At 37.2% G+C, this 23,366-nt stretch carries 19 protein-coding genes; all 19 read left to right on the top strand.

Annotated elements, in window-relative coordinates:
- The first annotated feature begins 262 nt into the window (after positions 1–262).
- Entirely contained in the window at positions 263–1,627 is a 1,365-nt protein-coding gene (rlmD, locus tag MWH28_RS01555; protein ID WP_248617506.1) for a 23S rRNA (uracil(1939)-C(5))-methyltransferase RlmD, read from the top strand.
- Positions 1,628–2,039: 412 nt separating this feature from the next.
- Positions 2,040–2,309, top strand: a complete 270-nt coding sequence (locus MWH28_RS01550; protein WP_248617505.1) for an HPr family phosphocarrier protein — start codon at positions 2,040–2,042, stop codon at positions 2,307–2,309.
- A 99-nt stretch (positions 2,310–2,408) separates the two neighbouring features.
- On the top strand, positions 2,409–3,473 hold the full coding sequence (locus MWH28_RS01545) for an HD-GYP domain-containing protein (RefSeq protein ID WP_248617504.1): 1,065 nt from the start codon (positions 2,409–2,411) through the stop codon (positions 3,471–3,473).
- A gap of 16 nt (positions 3,474–3,489) precedes the next feature.
- Positions 3,490–4,041 (top strand): hypothetical protein, encoded by a 552-nt coding sequence (locus MWH28_RS01540; protein WP_248617503.1) that lies wholly within the window; start codon positions 3,490–3,492, stop codon positions 4,039–4,041.
- Between the two features lie 380 nt (positions 4,042–4,421).
- Positions 4,422–4,916 carry an NADH-quinone oxidoreductase subunit NuoE gene (nuoE, locus tag MWH28_RS01535; protein ID WP_248617502.1) on the top strand — a complete coding sequence of 165 codons (495 nt, stop codon included), beginning with the start codon at positions 4,422–4,424 and terminating at the stop codon, positions 4,914–4,916.
- Between the two features lie 32 nt (positions 4,917–4,948).
- The gene (locus MWH28_RS01530) at positions 4,949–5,305 is read left to right on the top strand and encodes a (2Fe-2S) ferredoxin domain-containing protein (protein ID WP_248617501.1); all 357 of its coding nucleotides are present in this window, start codon (positions 4,949–4,951) and stop codon (positions 5,303–5,305) included.
- Positions 5,306–5,334: 29 nt separating this feature from the next.
- The gene (gene nuoF / locus MWH28_RS01525) at positions 5,335–7,134 is read left to right on the top strand and encodes an NADH-quinone oxidoreductase subunit NuoF (protein ID WP_248617500.1); all 1,800 of its coding nucleotides are present in this window, start codon (positions 5,335–5,337) and stop codon (positions 7,132–7,134) included.
- Positions 7,135–7,375: 241 nt separating this feature from the next.
- Positions 7,376–10,078 (top strand): formate dehydrogenase subunit alpha, encoded by a 2,703-nt coding sequence (gene fdhF, locus MWH28_RS01520; RefSeq protein ID WP_248617694.1) that lies wholly within the window; start codon positions 7,376–7,378, stop codon positions 10,076–10,078.
- Positions 10,079–10,898: 820 nt separating this feature from the next.
- Positions 10,899–11,024, top strand: a complete 126-nt coding sequence (locus tag MWH28_RS12790) for a hypothetical protein (RefSeq protein ID WP_282580089.1) — start codon at positions 10,899–10,901, stop codon at positions 11,022–11,024.
- A 17-nt stretch (positions 11,025–11,041) separates the two neighbouring features.
- Positions 11,042–12,178: a DUF362 domain-containing protein gene (locus tag MWH28_RS01515; protein WP_248617499.1), complete on the top strand. Its 1,137-nt coding sequence runs from the start codon at positions 11,042–11,044 to the stop codon at positions 12,176–12,178.
- 90 nt (positions 12,179–12,268) lie between these two features.
- Positions 12,269–12,940 carry an RNA polymerase sporulation sigma factor SigH gene (gene sigH, locus MWH28_RS01510; RefSeq protein ID WP_248617498.1) on the top strand — a complete coding sequence of 224 codons (672 nt, stop codon included), beginning with the start codon at positions 12,269–12,271 and terminating at the stop codon, positions 12,938–12,940.
- Positions 12,941–13,117: 177 nt separating this feature from the next.
- Positions 13,118–14,533: an aspartate ammonia-lyase gene (locus tag MWH28_RS01505; protein WP_248617497.1), complete on the top strand. Its 1,416-nt coding sequence runs from the start codon at positions 13,118–13,120 to the stop codon at positions 14,531–14,533.
- A 337-nt stretch (positions 14,534–14,870) separates the two neighbouring features.
- Positions 14,871–16,715, top strand: a complete 1,845-nt coding sequence (locus tag MWH28_RS01500) for a DEAD/DEAH box helicase (RefSeq protein ID WP_248617496.1) — start codon at positions 14,871–14,873, stop codon at positions 16,713–16,715.
- Between the two features lie 247 nt (positions 16,716–16,962).
- Entirely contained in the window at positions 16,963–17,685 is a 723-nt protein-coding gene (locus MWH28_RS01495; RefSeq protein ID WP_248617495.1) for a ComF family protein, read from the top strand.
- 217 nt (positions 17,686–17,902) lie between these two features.
- Positions 17,903–18,313 (top strand): flagellar protein, encoded by a 411-nt coding sequence (locus MWH28_RS01490; RefSeq protein WP_248617494.1) that lies wholly within the window; start codon positions 17,903–17,905, stop codon positions 18,311–18,313.
- Between the two features lie 248 nt (positions 18,314–18,561).
- Positions 18,562–18,855, top strand: coding sequence for a flagellar biosynthesis anti-sigma factor FlgM (flgM, locus tag MWH28_RS01485; protein WP_248617493.1), 294 nt, complete (start codon positions 18,562–18,564; stop codon positions 18,853–18,855).
- Positions 18,856–19,199: 344 nt separating this feature from the next.
- A complete protein-coding gene (flgN, locus tag MWH28_RS01480) occupies positions 19,200–19,670 on the top strand; it encodes a flagellar export chaperone FlgN (RefSeq protein ID WP_248617492.1) in 471 nt (156 codons plus the stop codon).
- 225 nt (positions 19,671–19,895) lie between these two features.
- Positions 19,896–21,296, top strand: a complete 1,401-nt coding sequence (gene flgK, locus MWH28_RS01475) for a flagellar hook-associated protein FlgK (protein WP_248617491.1) — start codon at positions 19,896–19,898, stop codon at positions 21,294–21,296.
- 17 nt (positions 21,297–21,313) lie between these two features.
- Positions 21,314–23,227, top strand: a complete 1,914-nt coding sequence (gene flgL, locus MWH28_RS01470; protein WP_248617490.1) for a flagellar hook-associated protein FlgL — start codon at positions 21,314–21,316, stop codon at positions 23,225–23,227.
- The last annotated feature ends 139 nt before the right edge of the window (positions 23,228–23,366 follow it).

The raw sequence follows: 23,366 nt of genomic DNA, 5'->3' as shown, positions 1-23,366 counted from the left end.
TCAAAACCATAAGGGCTAAGGTTTTGCTTTTACTTACACACACTACTCACACTGACACTAAATATCAATATTATTTCACCTTAAAGCAAGGAACTTTATCTTTGATCGCGAATGATAGAATGAGATTTAATGATTAATCAAATAATAGAGATAGTGACTTGTAATTAGTGACTGGTGATTAGTAAAACTAAAAAAAGACCTAAAGATAAATAACTACATAATAGATGAATTACATTAATATAGAAGTTAAGGAGAGGTTTGTATGGGTGCTAAACCAATAAAAGTTGGAGAAGAGATAATTATTGAACTAGAAGATTTAGCAACTGGGGGAGATGCAGTAGGAAGAGTTGATGGCTTTGTAATCTTTATTCCTGGGGGGATTCCTGGGGAGACGGTCAAGGTTGAAATAACTCAAGTCAAAAAGAGTTATGGCCGGGCCAAAATTATTGAAGTAATCGAGCAATCTGCTGAGCGGGTTCAGCCTAGTTGTCAAGAAGATGAAGATTGTGGTGGGTGTCAGATTTCTTATCTTGATTATCAAGCTCAACTAAAATATAAAAGAAAGATTGTTAGAGATACTATAGAACGGATTGCTAAATTGACAGAAGTTGAAGTTAACCCGGTCAAAGGAATGGATAATCCTTTCTTTTATCGGAATAAGGCTCAATTTCCAGTGGCTATGCAAGAAGAAGAGGTGATTACAGGTTTTTATGCCTTAGGAACCCATCAGTTGATTGAATTGGATGATTGTCGGATTCAGCACCCTCTGATTAATCGAGTGATCAGAGAGGCAATTGAGCTGATTGAAGAATATGAAGTTTCAATCTATGATGAGCAGCAACACCAAGGATTACTACGCCATTTAGTAGTCAGAGTTGGAGTCTGTACCAATCAAGCGATGTTGATCTTTGTGACTAAGGATGAAGAATTTCCAGCAGGAGTGGAGATAGCTACTGAATTACTAGAGCGAATACCTGAATTAGTCAGTATTAATCAAAATATCAATCCTGAAGAGACAAATGTTGTATTAGGAAGAAGGACTAAGCAGTTAGTAGGACAAGACCATATTATAGATTATATCGGGCCAATTAAGTATAAGATATCCCCCTTAGCTTTCTTTCAGGTCAATACCTTACAAGCTAAAGTATTATACGATCAAGTTGTTGAGTATGCCCAACTTTCAGGGTCAGAGCGAGTACTTGATGCTTATTGTGGTGTCGGTTCAATTGCCCTTTATTTGGCTCGGTTTGCTAAAGAAGTGTGGGGGATTGAAGTCGTAGAAGAAGCAATTAAAGCAGCTAAGGAGAATGCTGAATTGAATGGAATAGATAACTGTAAATTTAAAGTAGGCAAGGTGAGAAATGTTCTACCGAGATTAAAAGAAGAGTTGAAACCAGAGGTTATTGTTGTTGATCCACCACGGAAGGGTTGCCATCAAGAGGTTTTAGCTACCTTTGCTGAATTAGAGCCAGAGCGGATTGTTTATGTCTCTTGTGATCCAGCGAGTTTGGCTAGGGACTTAAAGTACTTAACTGAGGTAGGTTATCAGGTGGAAGAGATTCAACCGGTTGATATGTTCCCGCAGACATTCCATGTTGAGACCGTGGTAGTGCTAGAAAAAATCTAAGAGCGGATTTTTTCTAACACGAAGGGTTCGAAGAACTCGGAGGGAGAAGTAGGAAATCAGTTTATAGTTTACAGTTTACAGTTTACAGTGTACAGTTAAGAGTCAAGGGACAGAGGATGATAAAAAAATCTAAGAGTGGATTTTTTCTAACACGAAGGGTTCAAAGAACCCGGAGAGATAAAGAGCAATTAATAGTGAATAGTGGAGTTCAAAATCATAAGAAATAAGAAGCATAAAAAAGAGAGATGAGGAGTAATGTGCAGTTAGGAAGCAAGGGATAAAGAGCAATTAAATTATGAATCAAAAAACTTGTTCTTTTGAAGATGAAAAATTAACTGTAGCAGGATAGTTTTAACTATTCTAAGAAGGTTTTTACTAATTTATCTTGAACAATATAGAGTAGGTGACATTTATGCTGACTAAAGAGGTGACAATTACTAATCAACTTGGCCTTCATGCTAGACCAGTTTCTGTTTTAGTTGAGATTGCTAATCAATTTGAAGCAGAGATTATTATTATTCGAGGTAATCAAGAAGCTAATTTGAAGAGTATTATTAGTATAATGAGTTTAGCAGTTGGCTGTGGTGAGAAGATTAAATTACAGGCTAAGGGTAAGGATGCTGAGGAGGCATTGGCTAAAATTGAGGAAGTTATTACTGATGATTTTGAAACAAAAGCTTGAATGATAAAATTAAAAAGGTTATCTTGGAGAGTTAGAGTAGCATAGGAGATGAGAAGGTATTAAAAGAGTAATTTCGATTCAGAAATGGTGGGATAAATAATGAAGCGAGTTCCTGTTGGTAGTTTAGAGGCTGGAATGAAAGTAGCTAAGACGGTTTATACAGCGGATGGGAATATATTGCTCAATTCTGGTATGAGATTGAAGGAGTCTTATATAGAACGTTTAAAGGACTTGGGGATAATGGAGATTTATATTATCAATGAAGAGTTACCTGAGTTTTCAATTCCGGAGCCTTTATCAGATAAGACAAGGCTGAAGGCGATTAATGTAATTAAAGAAACGATGAAACAGATTAAGGTAGGACATAGTATTGATTCTAAAGAGATAAAAGAAGCTGTTGATGATATTTTAAATGAGATTTTGTTACAAAATCATGTGATTATTCATTTAAGTGATATTAGAAGTTATGATAATTATACCTTTCATCATTCAGTTAGCGTAACCATTTTAGCTGTATTGATTGCTCTAAACTTTGATTATAATATAAAGCAGTTAAAAAAGATTGCTACTGGTGCTTTTTTGCATGATCTAGGGAAGATAATGGTTGAACCAGAGATTATAAAAAAGTCTAAAGAGTTGACAGATGAAGAATATAAAGAGGTCAAAAAACATCCTGATTATGGCTATGAATTACTTAGAGAATTAGATGGAGTTAGTATCTTATCAGCCCATGTTGCTTATCAACACCATGAGCATTATGATGGTAGTGGTTATCCACGAGGGCTAACTGGAGATGAGATTAATGAGTTTGCTCAAATAGTTACGGTGGCTGATATTTATGATGCCTTAACCAGTGATAGAATCTACAAAAGAAAGTTAAGACCTGATGAAGCATTAAAGATAATTCAAGAATTACGGGGGACTAAATTAAATCCTAAATTTGTTGATGTATTGCATAAGCATATTGCTACTTATCCTGTTGGAACAGTTGTGGCTTTAAATACTCAAGAGATAGGCTTAGTAGTAGATGTTAATAAGGAGAATTTAAGTGAGCCGATTGTAAGAATTATTAGGGATCAAGCAGGTGAAAAAGTAAAAGAGGTTAAAGAGATAGATTTAATACATAATCAAGATGTTGAGATTGAGGAAGTACTAGAATTCTAAACAGGAGGAGATGAAGATGAAGAGAGTACATTTAGTTTTAGGAATGGTGGTGTTATTATTGTTGGCCCAAGCAGGAGTAGCCTGGGGGTTGCCACAAGCTGAAATTAGACAAAATAGAAACTCAATCGGTTATAGTGTTCAGAGGTTAGATGGTGAGATTAAAGCAATGATCTTTGAAGGGGATCTGGGATTGACTCCAACATTAGGGTTGGATACTAGATATTTTCACTTTGGTGATGATGGAGATGATCTACTTGATCTGAATCTGAAGGTAAAAATTGTTGATGATCGTGACTTTAATTTGACTGGGTTGCTAGGCTATCAAGTTAATTTTGATGATGATGGTAATAAGCAAGTAGGAATGTTACTTTCTCAAGACCAATCCCAATATATTACTCTAAACGCAGGGGTTAATGTTTTGCTAGATAGTGATGATTCTTTGGGTTATAGTGTTGGTTTTGACTATATGTTGACTAGAGATTGGTACTTTGAGGCAGGGTTTAGAAGGGTTGCTGGTAGATCTAATTCTAGAGATGGTTTGACATTTGGCTTGAGAAATTATCTGTAAAAATTAGTGATTAGTAATTAGTAACTAGTGATTAGTAAAAGCAATGGATAATTGATAAATTACAATTTAAGGATAAAAGATTAATTTCAGCCACAGGTTTTAACCTGTGGTTGCCTATGGGTTAAGCTTAAATGGTTTATTGGTTGTACTTAACCTTAGACTTAATCTTTTTGTACAGTTTTTAGGTGAAATCTATTTTCTTTATAAATTTCAGAAAATAATAAATTTAGTTGAATTAAGTCGGGATTTTAATGTATAATTAAAAGTGTTACTCAGTACTTAGATTAGTTATAATGAGATTTATCTGAAAATTTTTGCTTTTGGATGTAAGATCCATCACATAAATTAAATTTATCAAGCTAAAGGAGGGAATTTTAAATATGGCATGTTCATGTGGAAATGCTGAGGAAAATCAAGAGCAATATTTGGCCCCATTGTATGATGTATTGGCTGGTTATGAGTGCAAGGAAAAAGATTTGATTCCTGTTTTACAGGATGCACAAGAGGAGTATGGTTATCTTCCTCAAGATGTATTACAGGAGATAGCAAAGGGTTTAGGAGTACCGTTTAGTCAAGTTTATGGAGTAGTGACTTTTTACTCTCAGTTCCATCTAGAGCCACGTGGTGAAAATATAATTAGAATCTGTATGGGAACTGCGTGCCATGTACGAGGTGGAGATAAGGTATTAGATAAGATGAAAGAAGAGTTAGGTGTAGATGATGGAGAGACGACTGAGGATCTTAAGTTTACTTTAGAGTCAGTTGCTTGTATTGGAGCTTGTGGGTTGGCCCCAGTAATTATGGTTAATGATAATACTCATGGTTTATTGACGCCAGAAAAGGTACCTGAAGTCTTAGATCAATATCGAGACTAAGGATTAGCAGAAATAAGTGGAGGTGATTAAGAATGAAATCATTAGCAGAATTAACAGAGTTAAAAGAGCAGGCTGAAAAGAAGCTACGAGTCAGAAAGAGCTCTGGTAAACCTCAAATTATTGTTGGTATGGATGATTGTGGAATTGATGCTGGAGCAAGGGAGATTTTAAAGAAATTCTTAGCTGAAGTTAATCAGCGGGATTTAGATGTGATAGTTACTCAAACAGAATGTAGTGGTCAATGTGATCAGGAACCAGTGGTAACTGTTCAATTGCCAGAGGAATCTAAAGTTACTTATGGCAATGTGACTGCTGAGAAGCTAGAACAGATTATTGAAGAGCATATTGTTAATGGTAATATTCTAGAAGATTTAAAACTGGATCAGTAATTATAATTTTATTGAGGAGGGAAGAAGAGATGGAGCAATCAATTTATAGATCTCATATTTTGATCTGTGGAGGAACGGGATGTGTTTCTTCAGGATGCAAAGAAGTTCGTAGTTCTTTAGAAGATGAATTAGCTCGACATGATTTAGAAGATGAGATTAAGGTTTTAGAAACTGGCTGCCATGGTTTTTGTGAAAAAGGGCCACTGATTATTGTTTATCCAGAAAGTGTATTTTATTGTGAATTAAAACCAGAGAATATGGAGAAGTTGGTTGAAGAGCATATCTTAAAAGGAAAAATAGTAGAAGAGTTTTTATATCAAGAACCAGTAACTAATGAAAGTGTTCGATCTTATAAAGATATTGATTTTTATAAAAAGCAAGAGAGAAATGCTTTAGCAAATTGTGGACATATTGATCCCGAAGAGATTGAAGAGTATATTGCTACTGGAGGTTATCAGGCGATAGGAAAAGCTTTGACTGAGATGACGCCTCAAGAAGTAATCGATGAAGTTAAAGATTCTGGTTTAAGAGGCCGTGGGGGTGGAGGTTTCCCAGCAGGTCTTAAATGGCAATTTGCTAGTGAAGCAGAAGGTGATAAGAAGTATGTAATCTGTAATGCAGACGAGGGAGATCCAGGTGCATTTATGGATCGGAGTCTCTTAGAGGGAGATCCGCACCGAATCATTGAGGGCATGGTTATTGCTGCCTATGCAATTGGAGCTGATGAAGGCTATGTTTATGTACGAGCAGAGTATCCATTGGCGATTAAAAGATTAAGAATAGCTATTGAAGAGGCTGAGGAGTATGGACTATTAGGTGATAACTTATTTGGAACAGATTTTAATTTTGATCTGCATATTAAAGAGGGAGCAGGAGCTTTTGTTTGTGGAGAAGAGACTGCTTTAATGGCATCGATTGAAGGTAAACGAGGTATGCCACGACCACGACCTCCTTTCCCAGCTCAAAAAGGATTATGGGGTAAGCCTTCAAATATTAATAATGTTGAGACTTATGCTAATGTACCTGATGTTATTCAAGATGGTGCTGAAACTTATAAGCAGGTTGGTACTGAAGGTAGTACTGGAACTAAAGTATTTGCTTTAACTGGTAAGATCAATAATACTGGTTTAGCAGAAGTACCGATGGGAATTACTATGCGAGAGATTATTTATGACATCGGTGGTGGAATTAATGATGGTAAAGAATTTAAAGCGGTTCAAATTGGTGGGCCATCTGGTGGATGTTTACCAGAGGATAAATTAGACTTAACGATTGATTATGATTCATTGCTTGAGGTTGGAGCGATGATGGGTTCTGGTGGACTTGTTGTAATGGATGAAGATACATGTATGGTCGATGTTTCTAGATTCTTCTTGGATTTTACGCAGAGTGAATCTTGTGGAAAGTGTACCCCTTGTCGAGTAGGGACTAAGCAGATGCTAGATATCTTAGAGCGAATTACTACTGGAGAAGGACAAGAAGGGGATATTGAGCTATTAGAAGAGTTAGCTGAAAATATTAAGAGTACTTCTTTATGTGGTTTAGGTCAGACAGCACCTAACCCTGTCTTAAGTACCTTAAGATACTTCCGTGATGAGTATGAAGCTCATATTTATGAGCAAAATTGCCCAGCTGGTGCTTGTGAAGAGTTACTAGGGGCTTATGTAATTGATGGAGAAGCTTGTGTAGGCTGTACTGCTTGTACAGATGCTTGTCCAGTTGATGCAATCTCTGGTGAGGCTAAAGAAGAGCATCAAATTGATGAGGATGCATGTATTGCTTGTGGAGCTTGTGTAGAGAAATGTCCAGTCGATGCAATTACCCAATAAATAAATTGATTATTCTCAGTTAAAAACAAATATTGTAAATGAGAATGTTTAATTGTATAATATCTTGCAGATATTGATGGTTTTAGTGTTTTGATTGTATGGTTTTGAATTTAACTGTCAATTGTCAACTGTCAATTTTCAATTAGACGGATCTGCAGAGAAATTTAATTATCTGTGAAGCATTGCAATAACAGGATTTAATTTAACTGAGAGCACTAAAATTATTAAAAGGAGTGATAAAATGGATACTATTACTGTAACGATAGATGGTCAACAGGTTGAAGTTGACCAACAGGCTACTTTATTAGATGCAGCTAATAAATTGGATATAGAGATACCAACTCTCTGCTATCATCCAGACTTGACCTTACATGGTTCTTGTCGAATTTGTGTTGTGGAAGATGCAGAAAGTGGAAATTTATTGGCTTCTTGTGCTACACCTGTAACTGATGGGATGAAGATTAAGACTGCTAGTGATAAGGTTATTACAGCACGTAAGATGAACCTTGAGTTATTACTATCTGATCATCCTAATGACTGTATGACTTGTGAAGCGGATGGAGCTTGTGAGCTACAGGAGTTAGTTTATGAGTATGGTGTTACTGAGCCAAGCTTTGGTTTAATGGAAGAGCAAAAGTTTGAAGTTAAGAATGAAAATCCATTTATCGAGTTTGATCAAAATAAATGTATCTTATGTGGTAAGTGTGTTAGAGTCGATAACGAAGTTCAATGTTCTGGGGCGATCGACTTTACAGAGCGTGGTTTTCAATCAAAGGTAGGAGTTCCTTTCGATCAGGATTTAGGAGCTGATCATTCTAGTTGTGTCTTTTGTGGACAATGTGTAGAGATGTGTCCAACAGGGGCTTTGACTTATAAGCCTGCTAAAGGTCTAGGTCGAGAGTATGAGCTAGAATCTGTTCAAACTACTTGTCCTTATTGTGGAGTTGGCTGCCAGATTGAATTAAAGGTTAAAGATAATAAGATCGTCAAGGTAGGTTCTGTCTATCAAGAAGACAGCCCTAACCCAATCGGAGAAACTTGTGTTAAGGGACGATTTGCTTATGATTTTGTCGATCATCCTGAGCGATTGACTAAGCCATTGATTAAAAAGGATGGAGAGTTTGAAGAAGCAAGCTGGGATGAAGCATTAGATTATGTAGCTGATAAGTTAACTACAATTACAGAAGAAGATGGTGGCGAAGCAGTTGCTGCTTTGACGTCAGCTAGATGTACTAATGAGGAAAATTATCTGTTACAAAAATTCATGCGAGGAGTTGTGGGCACAAATAGTATAGATCACTGTGCCCGGTTATGACACTCTGCTACAGTGGCTGGTCTAGCCGCAAGTTTTGGTAGTGGAGCAATGACAAACTCTATTGGTGAGGTTGAAAAAGCAGATACAATCTTTGTAACTGGATCAAATACGACTGAAGCACATCCAGTAATTGCTAGTAAGATGAAGAAAGCTGTTAAGAATGGAACTAACTTGATTGTAGCTGATCCAAGAAATATTGGTTTGACTGAAGCAGCAGATATTGCTGTTACTCAGAAACCAGGAACAGATATTGCTTTATTAAATGGTTTAATGCATGTCATTATTAAAGAAGAGTTGTATGCTGAGGAGTATGTTGAAGAGAGAACTGAAAACTTCGCGGATTTAAAAGAGGCAGTTAAGGAGTATACTCCCGAAAAGGTAGAAGAGATTACAGGGGTTGCTGCTGAAGATGTTATTGAGATGGCTCGGACATATGCTTCTGTAGATAGAGCAGCTATCTATTATGCAATGGGAATTACTCAGCATAAATCAGGTACTGCTAATGTATTTGCGATTGCAAACTTAGCGATGTTGACCGGTAATGTAGGAAAAGAAGGTACAGGAGTTAATCCACTAAGAGGTCAAAACAATGTACAGGGAGCTTGTGACTTAGGAGGATTACCTAATGTCTATCCTGGTTATCAAAGCGTTGAAGAGCCAGAGCTTAAAGAGAAATTTGAGAATGCTTGGGGAGTAGATGAATTATCTGCTGAAGCTGGCTTGACAGTAGTAGAGATGATCAACAAAGCAGCTGATGGTGAGCTGAGAGGATTATATGTGATGGGTGAGAATCCAGTCTTATCAGATCCAGATCAGCAACATGTAGAAGAGGCTTTAGAAGCGGTAGAGTTTTTAGTAGTTCAAGATATCTTCTTGACTGAAACTGCTGAATTTGCTGATGTTGTATTACCTGCAGCTTGTTTTGCAGAGAAGGATGGAACATTTACAAATAGTGAGCGACGGGTTCAATTTGTAAATAAAGCTGTCGATGCTCCTGGAGAAGCTATGACTGACTGGCAGATCTTCTGTGAGTTAGCTAAGCGGATGGGTTATGAGATGGATTATTCATCTGCAGCAGAGATTATGGCTGAAATAGCAGAAGTAACTCCAATCTATGGTGGAATTTCTTATGATAGGCTAGAAGATGAGGAGTTACAATGGCCATGTACCGATCAAGATGATCCTGGTACTAAGTTCTTGCATCAGGGTGAATTTGCTCATGGTAAGGGAATCTTCCATCCAGTAGAGCATATTGCACCTGTTGAAGCAGCAGATGATGAGTATAGTTATATTATGATGACTGGAAGAATGTTATATCACTTCCACGGTGGAAGTATGACTAGACGTTCAGCAGCTGTTGATCAGCATGAGCCAGATGCTTATGTTGAGATCAATGTAGAGGATGCAAAAGAGTTAGGAATTGAAGATGGCGATCGAGTCAAGGTTGCTTCTCGTCGGGGTGAAGTAGAGACTTATGCTCGGATAGGTAGTATAGTAAAACCTGGTGAGGTCTTTATGCCATTCCACTATGCTGAAAGTCCAGCTAATAGATTGACCAATGCTGAGCTGGATCCAATAGCTAAGATTCCTGAGTATAAGGTATCAGCTGTTAAGGTGGAGAAAGTGTAACTAGTGACTGGTGATTAGTGATTAGAGATTAGAAATAAGAAGGGCCAACTTCCTTGAATTTAGGGGGTTGGCCCTTTTTTAGTTGACAGTTTACGGTTTACAGTTTACAGTTAAAAATCTAGAGATTAATTACAATAATGTGTCAGTTATGTGTGTGAGTGTGGGTGAGGTCAAAATCATAAGGTCTAAAGTTTTGCTTTTACTCACACACACTACTCACACTGACACTTAAATTAAATAAAAAACTTTGTGAAAAACTTGACAAATTGATTTATTGTGGTATAATATGATTAACGAAGATGAGTAACATAAGTTTATAAGTCTTTGGATTATGATACTTAAATAATTATCGTTAATTTTGTGAACAACCTTTTAGTATAAGTATGATTGTGAAAAAAGTAACTCAGGTATTAGAGTTCTTGGAGTAGTAATTTTTGGGATAAGCTGATGGTTTGATAAGTGCTAATGATTACTACTCTAAGTTATTTTTTATAATGTAAAGCCTCCTTTTGTAAGTTTCAAAATAAATAGTGTTAGCTCTTTAATCCTAAAATAGGGTTAAAGAGCTCTTTTTTTTATGGAAATGATTTTTGTTTCGATAATTTTTTTGATATAATAACATCAGGAAAACAGTGAATAGTTAATAATGAATATTTAATAGTTAAAATCTAGAGATTAATTACAATAATGTGTCAGTTATGTGTGTGTGTGTGAGTGAGATCAGAACCATAAGGGCTAAGGTTTTGCTTTTACTCACACAAACTACTCACACTGACACTTAATATCAATTGTAAATTGATTTTATTTTTGGGGGTTTAACATGAAGCAAGATGAATTTGAATTATTAGAATATGGAATTTTAGTTATTTTAGTTATAATTTTACTGTTTGTAATCTATATTATATTAGGAGGAGAAATACAGGATTTAATTGTTATACTTTCCTGAAGTTGGGAGATGGTAAGGTGGAAGTTGTAGCAGCTGGTTGTCAAGACTATGAACCAAAATTAGCAATAGAGAAGGTTAGAGAGGCTTTAACTAAGTTACAAGTTGAGCAATTAGTAACTAGAGGCGATACGGTATTATTAAAACCAAACTTATTGAGCCCTCACCCTCCTCAAGCAGGAATTACTACTCATCCTGTTGTAGTTGAAGCTGTAATTAGATATTTTCAAGAATTAGGAGCAGAGGTCAAAGTAGGGGAGAGCTCAGGAGGGATGATGGTTAATCAATCTCTGACTGAACAAGCATTTCAAAAGACTGGAGTATTGGCTGTCTGTCAGAAGCTAGGTGTTGAAGTAATTAATTTTGATCGAATTTCTACTGAGATAGTCAGTAGTGATGAATATGACTTTCCATTACCTCAGATATTATTAGAAGCAGATTTGGTGGTGTCTCTTCCTAAATTAAAGACCCATAGTTTGACCTTATTTACTGGAGCAATCAAGAATCTATATGGTTGTATTCCGGGAATGAAGAAGGTGGAGTATCATCGTAGTTGTCCACATCCGGTTGACTTTTCAGAGTTGATTGTTGATATTTTTGAATTAGTCAAGCCTGATTTAGCAGTGATGGATGGGATAGTCGGTTTGGAAGGAAATGGGCCAGGGGCTACAGGAGACACCTGTCAGGTAGGGGTTATTTTAGCAGCTCAAGATTTGGTTGCTTTAGATACAGTTGCTGCTTCTTATTTGGGTTATACCGAAAATCAGGTACCAATTACTCGGATAGCTGCAGAGCGAGGTTTAGGGAGTAATAATTTACAACAGATAAAGATAGTAGGGAACTTTCAACCTAGTCAACGAGAGTATCGTTTGCCTTCTAATGCTTTATTGAGCTTATTGCCTAATTGGTTATTAGAACCTCTGTTTGGCTCTTTATTATCACAGCCTGTGATTAACCAGCAGGAGTGTATTGAATGTCAACGCTGTGTTGAAAGTTGTCCACAAGATGTGATTGTTGATCGAGAGGGGTTAGAGATCGAAGAGAAAGATTGTATTAAATGTCTTTGTTGTCAAGAGTTATGCCCTCAAGAGGCAATAACTGTTAGAGAGCATCAGCTAGTCAGACTAATGAGGTCAATTAAAGAGTTTTTGAGTTGATTTTTGACTAGGTATTAGTGATGTGATATAATTAATTGTGTTTATTATTAGAAGTAGAAATCTAAAAAAAACGCACAAGGTGGGGATATAATGAGTGAAGCCAGTAAAAAATTAGATTTAGAAAGTAGATATGAAGGAATGTCTGAACATGAGGTGATTGGATTAGCTCAAAAGGGGGACAAGCTGGCTGAAGAATATCTAATCGACAGCAACATTGATATCGTTTATGCCAAGTCCAAATTATTTTATATTAAAGGGCTGGATAATGATGATGTAATTCAAGAAGGGCTAGTAGGATTGCACAAAGCAATTAGAGATTATAAAGTAAAGAGGGAAGCATCATTTCGCGGTTTTGCTCATTTGTGCGTCAACAGGCAACTTATATCAGCAATTAAAACAGCTAACCGCCAAAAACACATGCCGTTGAATAATTCCACTTCTATCGATAAGAAATTGAAGTATTCTAAGGATGATGGAGGAAGGGGTCGTACTTTATTGGATATCTTGCCTGACCAAAATAATGATCCCGAAAGAAATTATGTCAACCGTGAATTAGTAACAGAAGTGACCTATCAATTACGCGAGATGCTGACCGAGCTAGAATGGGATGTATTTGATCAGTATATTCAAGGTAAATCTTATAAAGAGATAGCTTTAGATATTGAGTGTAATGTCAAGACTGTCGATAATGCCCTACAACGAGCTCGTCGTAAGATTGATGAGTTGAAGGATAAACTGACTGAAGAAATAAAAGAATATTAAAACAACTAACAGAAGTTGTCCGTTAAGGGCAGCTTTTTAGTTTTTATACATTAATCAGTTAAAGTAATGAATATAAATCTTTATTGCAAAATGGCTTCATGATTTTCAATTGTAAATTTTATATATTGCAAATTGAACTTAACGTCTATATATCAATAAATTCTAGGAGGGATACCAATGGCAAGAATTGAAAAGGATTTCTTAGGAGAGATGGAGATTGAAGATGGGGCTTATTATGGAGTGCAGAGTAAAAGAGCGGCTCAAAACTTTATGGTGACTGGAGCTTCTATTCCAGGTGAGTTGATTCATGCTTTGGGAATGGTCAAGCAAGCAGCAACTAAAGCAAATATGAGTTTAGGTTATCTTAATAAGGATAAAGGACAGGCTATTATCAAGGCTGCTGAGGAAGTAGCAGCAGGAGAGTTTGATGATGAGGTTATACTCGATCCGATTCAGGGTGGGGCAGGCACCTCGATTAATATGAATGTTAATGAGATAATTGCTAATAGGGCATTAGAGATTTTAGGCTATAAGAAGGGTGATTATGAGCGGGTACACCCAAATACTGATGTCAATATGGCCCAGTCGACCAATGATGTCATACCTACTGCAGTCAGAATAGCTACTTTAAGAAAGGTTGATGGATTAGTTGAAGCTGCTACAATGGTCAGTGAGAGATTAGCAGAGAAGAAAGAAGAGTTTGATGATATCTTGAAGATGGGAAGGACTCAACTACAGGATGCTGTACCTATTAGATTAGGACAGGAGTTTGGGGCTTATCAAAAGGCAGTTGATCGGTTTTTGAAGCGAATTGCAGGGATTAGAAGTGATCTAACAGAGATCAATTTAGGGGCGACTGCGATAGGAACCGGCTTAAATGCTGATCCTAAATATATTGAGTTGGCCCTTAATGATTTAAGAAAGAGTACAGGCCTAAACTTGAAGTCGATTGATAATTTAGTTGATGGTACGCAAAACACCGATATTTTCGTTGAGGTATCAGGACGGTTAAAGACTTTTGCTAGTAGTTTATCTAAGATTGCTAATGACCTTAGGCTATTAGATTCCGGGCCAACGGCAGGGTTGAATGAGATCAATCTACCAGCAGTACAACCTGGCTCATCGATCATGCCTGGTAAGGTCAATCCAGTAATTCCTGAAATGGTAAATCAGGCTTCTTTCCAGGTCTTAGGTAATGACCAGACGATTACTCTAGCTTCGGAAGCAGGTCAATTAGAGTTGAATGTCATGATGCCAGTGATAGTCTTTAATCTATTACAGTCAATTAAAGTGTTAACCAATGCCAATCAGATCTTTGCTGAAAAGTGTATTAAGAATATTACTGTTAATAAAGAAAGATGTAGTGGATTTGTTGAACATAGTGTAGGGATTGTCACGGCACTCAACCCTCACATCGGTTATGCGAAAGCATGTGAAGTTGCTAAGAAATCACTAAGAGAGGATAGATCTGTGAAGGAGATTATTCTTGATGAAAATATTATGGATGAAGAGAAGTTAGCAGAGGTATTAAATCCAATCGAGATGACTGAGCCAGGAATTGCAGGTAAGAAGTTGTTGCCTAAGGAAGCATAGGCTTTATAGAATTAAATTGCTAGGGGGATCCTATAAAAGGGGCACGATATATCGTGCTCTTTTTGCATTTGGAAGGTAACAATTGATAGTTGATAATTGATAATTGAGAGTTGAAGATCAAGCTCATAAATTCAAAGGTTTTGAAGGTTTTTAACTATCAATTTTAAACTATCAATTATCAATTGAAGTTACACTTTATATCAACAAACTTAATCTTTGCTCTTTCCCAATCACTAAGCACCAATCACTAGTCACTAATCACTAGCAACCATTGACATCTCAGAAACAAAATAGTAAAATATAGATAACTGTAAATAAATGTAAATGAGGTGGTGGGATGGAGCAACAACGCCCAATAATTTATCTCTTAGCAGATCAGACTAAATATCTACTTGGTCTATCTACCTTACCTGAGTTGGATGCTAAGTATTATCTACAGCAGGGGGTTATAGATCAGGACTGTAAGTTATTTCTGTTGACAGAGGAGTTGGATTGGGGAGTAGCAGAGTATCTATATCAGAAGATAACTACCAGTCAGGAACGAAGCGGGGCCAACTTTGATGGTAGGTTGGTAGCGGGAGGATTGTTTAATTTCTTCCTAGATTTTGACCCGTTGGCTAAGGTAGTTGAAGATAAAAGAGCAGAGATAGTAGAGGTGTTAAGGAAGTTCAAACTGGTAACTAAAGTTACTAAAGAGGAGGTAGCTCACCAAGAGATCTTGGCTACCTCTTTTCCTCGGGCAGTGGAGTTTGAACAGGTCTATCAGCTGGTGGCGGGGCAGAAGTTATATTATAGTGAGATTAGACAATTGATAAGAGGTAATAAGTTAGTAGTTAGCAATTTAAGTAAGGTTTTATTATATCTAAAATTGATAGGTCGGTTGGAGATTGTACCAGCAATTAAGTATCGAGCTAGTTCGATCACTTGCCAACGCTGTGGAAGCACGGAAGTGGTAGAGATCGAGTGTGGCTATTGTGAAGGTGTAGATTATCATTGTCAGGATTGTCTGATGATGGGGGAGGCTAGACTGTGTCGGTCGTTGTATCTAATCCCAGCGGTTAAGAATGAATCGATTTTAAAGTTTATTGAGCCTGAGCTGGAATTTGAGTTGACAGCACTACAGCAAGATGTCTCTGATCAGTTGGTTCAATTTACATATCAGGATTATCAGCAAGCATTAGTTTGGGCAGTCTGTGGAGCCGGTAAGACAGAGGTGACCTTTGCTGTTATTGCCGAATTATTGAATCAAGGCAGACAGGTTCTATTTGCAATTCCTCGCCGGGATGTGGTCGTTGAGTTGGCAGAAAGATTACGGGAGGCATTCCCTGAAGTCAGCATTAAGGCACTCTATGGCGGGAGTGATGAACGCTATCAGCAGGCAGAATTAGTAATTGCCACGACCCATCAGGTCTTGCGGTATTATCAAGCTTTTGATCTGATCATCTTAGATGAGATGGATGCCTTTCCTTATCAAGGAAGTGAGATCTTAAAGCGGGTACTCCAAGAAGCGAGAAAGGATGAAGGGCAAGTTATCTATATGACTGCTACTCCTGGGCCAGAGGAGTTTGCAGAATTAGAAGAGGGAAAATCGAAGTTGATCAAGCTATCGGCTAGGTATCATGGGTATCCACTTCCAGAGCCTGAATTGTTGAGGGCAGAGCTGGAGTATGATCAGGATCAGGGGACTGTAGAGTTGGCCCAGCTTGTCTTGGACAAGTTGTGGTTATCGGTTGAGGGAGATGGAGCTCAGGTCTTTCTCTTCGTTCCAAGTAGGGATTTAGTGGAGCTTGTTGTTCAGTATTTACGAGATCAGTTCCCAGAGGTCAATGGGGTCAGTTGGGTACAAGGTAGCCATTCTCAGGATCAATCTCGGGAAGAGAAGCGGGAAGGATTTTTGGCAGGGGATTATCCAATTTTGGTGTCAACGACGATTATGGAGCGGGGTGTAACGGTGGAGAAGGCCAATGTTCTGGTTTTATTTGCTGATTGGGACTATATCTTTAATCATCAGACTCTGATTCAGATGGCTGGTAGGTCAGGGAGGTCGCTTACTTATCCTGAAGGGAGGGTCTGGTTTATCGGGAATAAGATCAGTGATGAGATGGAGCTAGCGAGGGATATGATCTGTGAGTTGAATCAGGATGCGAGGGGGAAAGGATACTTAAATTCAGTTGACGGTTGACAGTGAACAGTTGACAGTTAAAGATCAAAACCTTAAAATCAAATTCGGTGAACCACGAATGAACCCAAATGAGCACTAATAAAAAATAGGGAATAAGAAAAGGTATTAAAAGGATTAGATTTTGAACTTTTCAGTCTAAAAAACAGACTGTTTGTGAAACCCATAGAAACCATATCTACTATCAATTCAGGTTTTTAACTGTAAACTGTAAATTGTACACTGTACACTATTGATGCGAGGTGATAAGATGCTATCGAGAATCTACAATTTCATCCTAGATATTCTATACCCCGCCTGGCCAAGTTGTCCAGCTTGTGGGCGGGAGTTTAGCAGTAGTGAGATCGGTCTTTGTTCAGAATGTATCGATGAGATTGAATTTATCGGTGCTGATTACTGTGTCAAGTGTGGGAAGTTAACTAAAAATAAAATATGCCTTGATTGTAGGGAGCAGGAGCGTTTTTTCAGTCAGGCCCGGGCGATTGGGCTCTATAATAAGGGATTGAAGGAATATATCAAACAGTTCAAGTATGATAAGCAACAGCAGTTAGCTCAGCCACTTGGAAGTTTATTAGCAAAATATGCTGAGTATTATTATCAGCTTAATCAGTTAGATCTGGTAACATATATTCCTATTCACAAGCAACGATTGGAGGAGCGGGGGTTTAATCAGGCTTATCTGTTGGCTAAGCAATTAAATAGTGAGCTTAGATTGCCGATTAAGTCACTGCTGGCTAGAGTGGCAGATACTGCTCGGCAGAGTGAGTTGGCCCGGCAGGAGCGATTGCAGAATCTAGCGGGTAAGTTCAGAGTGGAGAATCAGCAGTTGATCAGAGGGCAGAGGATATTACTGGTTGATGATATCTTCACTACGGGAGCAACGGTCAATGAAGCCAGTAAACTATTACTGGAAGCAGGAGCGGAAGATGTTAAGGTAATTACACTGGCCACTGGAAAAGATTTTGTCAGATAACAAGGAATTTTCTTGGTAATGAAGAATAATATTAGTAACTAGTTACTGGTAATTAGTAATTAGGTTTTAGAGCATTTAACTAATCATAAATTAATAGTTGCTAATTACTATTGCTCTCAATTAGAAAGAGATATTGAAAGCTGAAAGGTTTTAGTTTTTTTGAATTTAACTATCAATTATCAATTCTTAATTATCAATTGAATTTGGGGGTGCTGAAATGGGAATCCAGAAGTGTAAGGACTGTAAGCAGATCTTTGCTCCTGTGCGGAAGGAGAAGAGGTGTCCTGATTGTCGAAGAAAAGAAGAAGAGAAGTTTAAGCTTGTCAGGGATTACTTATGGGATAATCCTGGAGCGACAATAGAGCAAGTTCATCAAGATACTGATGTCGAAAAAGAGTTGATTCGTGAGTTTGTGAAGCAAGGTCGCTTTGATCAGATAGGAGAGTTAGAGCTATCTATTGATTGTGATCGCTGTGGAGCACCAATCTCAAGTGGGCGATTTTGTAAGAGTTGTCGAGATGCTTTAAAGGATGGCTTTTCCAAAGCTAAGAGTAAGCCGAAGAAAAAGAAGAAAGAAAAGAAGAAAGGTAGTGCGATGTTTACTAGGAATCGACGTGGGAAAAAATAATAGCCTTTGTGAGAGGGGTTTAAGGTAGGATAACTGTTTATCAGTTAGTTAATCTTCCTTAAGCCTTTTTTATTGTTTGAGATAGAGATTAATTAAAGTTAGGGAAATAACGATAAAGTTAGTGACTAGTGATTGGTGATTGGTGATTAGAAAAAAGAAACCAAAATACTAGAGTTATTTAACAGTGGTTTTGATTTTACTAATAACTAGTTACAAATTACTAGTTACTAATCAAAGGTGGTGGTAGGATGAAAATTGATCAGAACCAACAAGCGAAGTTGGCCCGGGTTTTTAACAAGTATAATAAGCAACAGGACAAGCGGGATAAGGATGCAGGGGTAAAACAGAAGAAGGATCGGGTTTCTTTATCCAAGGAGGCTTTGCAGTTACAGAAGGTAGAGCAAGAGTTGACTGAAGAGGTTGATTCTCCAGAACGGCAGGAGAAAATTGACAGGATAAAAGCAGAAGTTCAGGCAGGGACTTATAATGTTGATGGCGAAGCTATAGCGGAGAAGATGCTAGACGGTATAATGAACAATTGACAATGAACAATTGACAATGAACAATGTACAATTGGGAGATCAAAATCTAAAAAGCAGTGAATAAATAATAGATAATAGTTAAAGATCAAAAGCTCAAAGGCGGTAACCACGAATCACACGAATTAGCACTAATAAAAACAGCTATAAAGTCTGAGGTTAAGGTTGAGTTTAAGTTTAAATCAACCATTTAAAAGATAGAGCTACAAGTTTTAACCTGTAGCGGGATTTGGGAATAGCAGCAAGACTTAATAAAGCTTTAAAGTTAGATGATTATGAAAAAGAGTATTTTTTAATTGTAAATTGGTTATTGTACATTAGTAAATTTATATAAAGGAGTGACCTTAGTGACAGAAGCCCAATTACAGAAATTAGTTAAAATCTTACAAGCTGAATATCAACTGAATCAGAATTTACTGGAATTAGGTGAGAAGAAGCAGGGTGCGATTATTAATGAAGAGGTTGAAGTATTAGAAGAGATTGTTAGGGAAGAGGAAGGTTATCTGGCTGATTTGGAAAAATTAGAAGGAGCTCGAGCCAACCTAGTTCAGAATAAAAAGATGACAGATTTGATTGCAGAAGTAGGGCAGCCGTATCGAGAGCAACTGAGCAAGCTGAGGAAGAGAATGTTTGGAGTGATTGAGGAGTTGGCTTACTTAAATAAGACTAATGAGCAACTGCTCAAGGACGCATTATATTTAACGAATATTAATCTCAATATTTTGACTAATAATCAAGGGAAAGGCACCTATAATAAGCGTGGGGCTGATGCTGATCGTCAGCAGGGCCAAACAACAGTGATTAATCAGAAAGCCTGACAAAGCAGTTGATAGTTGATAATTGATAGTTGACAGTTAAAAACACTAAGTCAAGAGTATAAGAAGAGCAATTAATAGTGAATAGTTAAAAGATTAATTGTGTCAGTTATGTGTGTGAGTGTGAGTGAGGTCAAAACCTTAAGGGCTAGGGTTTTTCTTTTGCTCACACACATCACTCACACTCACACTATATAAATTGTTAATTCTATAGAGGGAGGTAATGGAATGTCTACATTTGGTGGGATTGAGCTAGGAAAAAGAGCACTACAGACGAATCAAAAGTCATTGGAAGTAACCGGTCATAATATAGCTAATGCCAATAATGAAGCATATAGTCGGCAAAATGCTGTTCAGAAGGCTACTCGTCCTCATACAATACCAGGTATGGATTCGGGGGGGAGTGTTGGCCAACAAGGAACAGGTGTTGAGATCGCTAGTATTGAACGAGCTAGAGATCAATTTATTGATGAGAGAATTAGACAAGAGTCAGGTAGTAGTGGATATTGGGAAATGAAGCAGGAAGGATTAGAAGAGGTGGAGATGATCCTTAGTGAACCATCTGAGCAAGGATTACAAGAGGCAGCAGATGAATTTTGGAATTCATTACAAGAGTTGAGTGGTGAGCCGGAGAGTAAAGCAGTTCGGGCTACAGTTAGACAAAAATCGATGGTCTTGACTGACACCTTCAATCATTATGATCAACAGCTTGATGAGTATCAACGTTCAGTTAATTCACGAATTGGAAATAAGGTTGATGAGATCAACTCTTATGGAGAACGGATTGCTGATTTGAATCAGGAGATTCGAAGTATTGAATCCAGTGGTCAAAAAGCTAATGATTTACGTGATGAACGGGATCATTTAATTGAAGGGTTATCTAAGATTACAAATGTACATACTAAAGAGGATGCTGAAAATAATGTGATGGTCAGTATTGGAGGGAGTAAGTTAGTTTGGGGTGATCAAGCAAATGAGATGGAATTTGAAGTTGATGATGATGATGTCACCCAGAGTGAGATTAGATGGAAGAATACAGGAAATCCTGCTCAATTTCAAACTGGTGAAATACAAGGTCTATTAGAAGTACGTGATGAAGAGATGGTCAAATATCAAGGTGAATTAGATAAACTAGCGAGTGGATTAGTAAAAGAGATGAATCAAATTCATGGTGATGGCTATGGGTTAGATGGAAGTACAGGGGTTGATTTTTTTAGTGGTAATACTGCTGGTGATATTCAGGTCAGTGAAGAGATTCAGGCAGAAGATGGTTTGAATAAGATTGCTGCTAGTGCTGATGGAGCTGTTGGTGATGGAAATAATGCTTTAGAGATGTCTAAGATTGCTTCAGAACAGATCTATGATGATGGTAATGCTGATTTTAATGATTTTTATAAATCGATAGTCTCTGAAGTAGGTGTTGATAGTCAACGAGCAGAGCGAATGATTGAAAATCAAGATCAAGTAATGAGCCAATTAGAACAGCAACGGACGAAGATTTCAGGGGTTTCTCTAGATGAAGAGATGAGTGAGATGATTAAATTCCAACATGGCTATAATTCAGCAGCCAAAGTTGTTTCTACAATGAATGAAATGTTGGAAGTCTTAGTTAATGGGCTGATCAGATAAGCGAGGAGGTCGATTAGATGCGAGTTACCAATCAGATGATGTCTAAAAATTTATTGAATAACTTAAATAATAATATGCGTCAAATGGATAAGTATAATAATCAATTATCAACGGGTAAGAAGTTTAGCTTACCTGGAGATGATCCAGTCGGTGTAGTTAGAAGTATGGATCTTAAGAGTGCAATTAAGAGAAATGAGCAGTATGTTAGAAATATTGATCAAGCAATTAACTGGGTGGAGACGACTGATGAAGCATTAGATAGTGCTAATGGGATCATCAATCGAGTTCGTGAACAGGCTCTTTATGGTGCAAATGGTTCTTTGAGTGATACTGATCGCAATGCCGTAGCTGATGAAGTGGAACAGTTGCGAGAAGGGTTGATTGAGATTGCGAATACTAATCACAATGGTCGTTATCTCTTTGCAGGTCAGCAGACTTTGACTAAACCATTTCCTGAAGAGAAGGTTACTAGTACGGAAAATCAAACTGATAATTACTTGGTTGGTGATAGTCAATTTGAAGTGGTTCAATTTAATAATTTGATTGATAGTGCTAATTTGAATATAGGTGAGTTTGAAATTGAGAATGGAGAGGAACTAGATGTTAATAAACTTGATGATGATCAGTATGTACTCACTAATGAAGATGGAGATATTGTGGGGCATAGTGAAAATGGCATAGAATACTCTATCATTAAGAATAAACTGATTAATATAACTGATGATGATATAACTGCAATAGATGATATAACTGATGAAGATCCTGATTATTTTGCGGATGTTAAAGATTTTTCTTTTGATCAGCTTGAAACTGAGGATGGAGAAAAACTAGATGTTAACAAACTAGATGATGAAAATTATGTGCTAACTGATCAAGATGGATATATTGTGGGGTACAGCGAAAATGGCATAGATTATTCTATTATTAATGATATGGATAATGATGAATTGATTAATATAGCTGATGATAATATAACTGAAATAGATGATATAACTGATGAAGATCCTGATTATTTTGCGGATGTTGAAGATTCTTCTTTTGATCAGCTTGAAACTGAGGATAGAGAAAAATTAGATGTTAACAAACTTGATGATGGAAATTATGTTTTAACTAATGAAGATGAAGATGTTGTGGGGCAGAGTAAAAATGGCATAGATTATTCTATTATTAATGATAAATTGATTAATATAGATGATGATAATATAAATGAAATGAATGATATAACTGATGAAGATTATTTTGATGATAGTGAGGAATTTGAGTTCGGTCAGTTTTTAACTGATGGTAGAGTAAAAGTTACAGGTGATCAAGATGGGATCACCTTAGAGCAAGTTAGCGGTCGTTCTTACGGTTTGGAAGATGAAAGTGGAGAGTTAGTAGCATTATCAAAAGATGGTCATGAATATATAGTTTTAGAAGATGAGGATTTAACTGATGGAATATATGAATTTGAAGAGCCAGTAACTACTGGAATCTTAGATAGTAATCAAGATGGAGATCAGCTTGAATTGGTTTACCAAGGGGATCAAAATGAGATTAACCGAGAGATTGCAGCAGGAGTTGAGGTAGGAATCAGTCAGGATGGTAGTTTCTTAAAGGATACCATTGATGAATTGGATGAATTAGTAGGAAATTTACGCGAGGGTGAATTACATAAGATCTCTAATGATCGAATCAGAAATTTAGATCAGCAGATTGATAATCTATTACGGATCAGATCAGAGACTGGAGCTAAGCAAAATCGCTTGGATTTGACTAAAGAGCGGTTGAAGGACGATGAGATCAAATTCAAGCAATTGCTATCAGAGAATCAGGATACCGATATTGCCGAAGCAATTATGAATTTACAGATGAGTGAAAATGTCTATCGAGCTTCCTTATCTACAGGAGCGAGGATTATTCAACCGACTTTAGTTGATTTCTTACGTTAATCAGGAACCAGGAACCAGGAACCAGGAAAAGTCAAGACCGTAAATGTTTTTTGAAGATAATGTTTTTGAATTTACAGATTCCATATTCCAAGTTCCATGTTCCCAAGTTATTTTTTGAACCCACAGATTCCAGACTCCA

Origin of the sequence: Natroniella sulfidigena, from assembly GCF_023223645.1 — a bacterium.
Classification (GTDB): Bacteria; Bacillota; Halanaerobiia; order Halobacteroidales; family Halobacteroidaceae; genus Natroniella; species Natroniella sulfidigena.
The sequence above is the reverse complement of the archived record's forward strand: the minus strand, read 5'-3'. Positions and strand labels throughout refer to the sequence as shown.

Bases quoted from the DNA above. Each gene is read 5' to 3' on its own strand.
- rlmD (WP_248617506.1), top strand. From the start codon at position 263: ATGGGTGCTAAACCAATAAAAGTTGGAGAAGAGATAATTATTGAACTA.
- MWH28_RS01550 (WP_248617505.1), top strand. From the start codon at position 2,040: ATGCTGACTAAAGAGGTGACAATTACTAATCAACTTGGCCTTCATGCT.
- MWH28_RS01545 (WP_248617504.1), top strand. From the start codon at position 2,409: ATGAAGCGAGTTCCTGTTGGTAGTTTAGAGGCTGGAATGAAAGTAGCT.
- MWH28_RS01540 (WP_248617503.1), top strand. From the start codon at position 3,490: ATGAAGAGAGTACATTTAGTTTTAGGAATGGTGGTGTTATTATTGTTG.
- nuoE (WP_248617502.1), top strand. From the start codon at position 4,422: ATGGCATGTTCATGTGGAAATGCTGAGGAAAATCAAGAGCAATATTTG.
- MWH28_RS01530 (WP_248617501.1), top strand. From the start codon at position 4,949: ATGAAATCATTAGCAGAATTAACAGAGTTAAAAGAGCAGGCTGAAAAG.
- nuoF (WP_248617500.1), top strand. From the start codon at position 5,335: ATGGAGCAATCAATTTATAGATCTCATATTTTGATCTGTGGAGGAACG.
- MWH28_RS12790 (WP_282580089.1), top strand. From the start codon at position 10,899: ATGAAGCAAGATGAATTTGAATTATTAGAATATGGAATTTTAGTTATT.
- sigH (WP_248617498.1), top strand. From the start codon at position 12,269: ATGAGTGAAGCCAGTAAAAAATTAGATTTAGAAAGTAGATATGAAGGA.
- MWH28_RS01505 (WP_248617497.1), top strand. From the start codon at position 13,118: ATGGCAAGAATTGAAAAGGATTTCTTAGGAGAGATGGAGATTGAAGAT.
- MWH28_RS01500 (WP_248617496.1), top strand. From the start codon at position 14,871: ATGGAGCAACAACGCCCAATAATTTATCTCTTAGCAGATCAGACTAAA.
- MWH28_RS01495 (WP_248617495.1), top strand. From the start codon at position 16,963: ATGCTATCGAGAATCTACAATTTCATCCTAGATATTCTATACCCCGCC.
- MWH28_RS01490 (WP_248617494.1), top strand. From the start codon at position 17,903: ATGGGAATCCAGAAGTGTAAGGACTGTAAGCAGATCTTTGCTCCTGTG.
- flgM (WP_248617493.1), top strand. From the start codon at position 18,562: ATGAAAATTGATCAGAACCAACAAGCGAAGTTGGCCCGGGTTTTTAAC.
- flgK (WP_248617491.1), top strand. From the start codon at position 19,896: ATGTCTACATTTGGTGGGATTGAGCTAGGAAAAAGAGCACTACAGACG.
- flgL (WP_248617490.1), top strand. From the start codon at position 21,314: ATGCGAGTTACCAATCAGATGATGTCTAAAAATTTATTGAATAACTTA.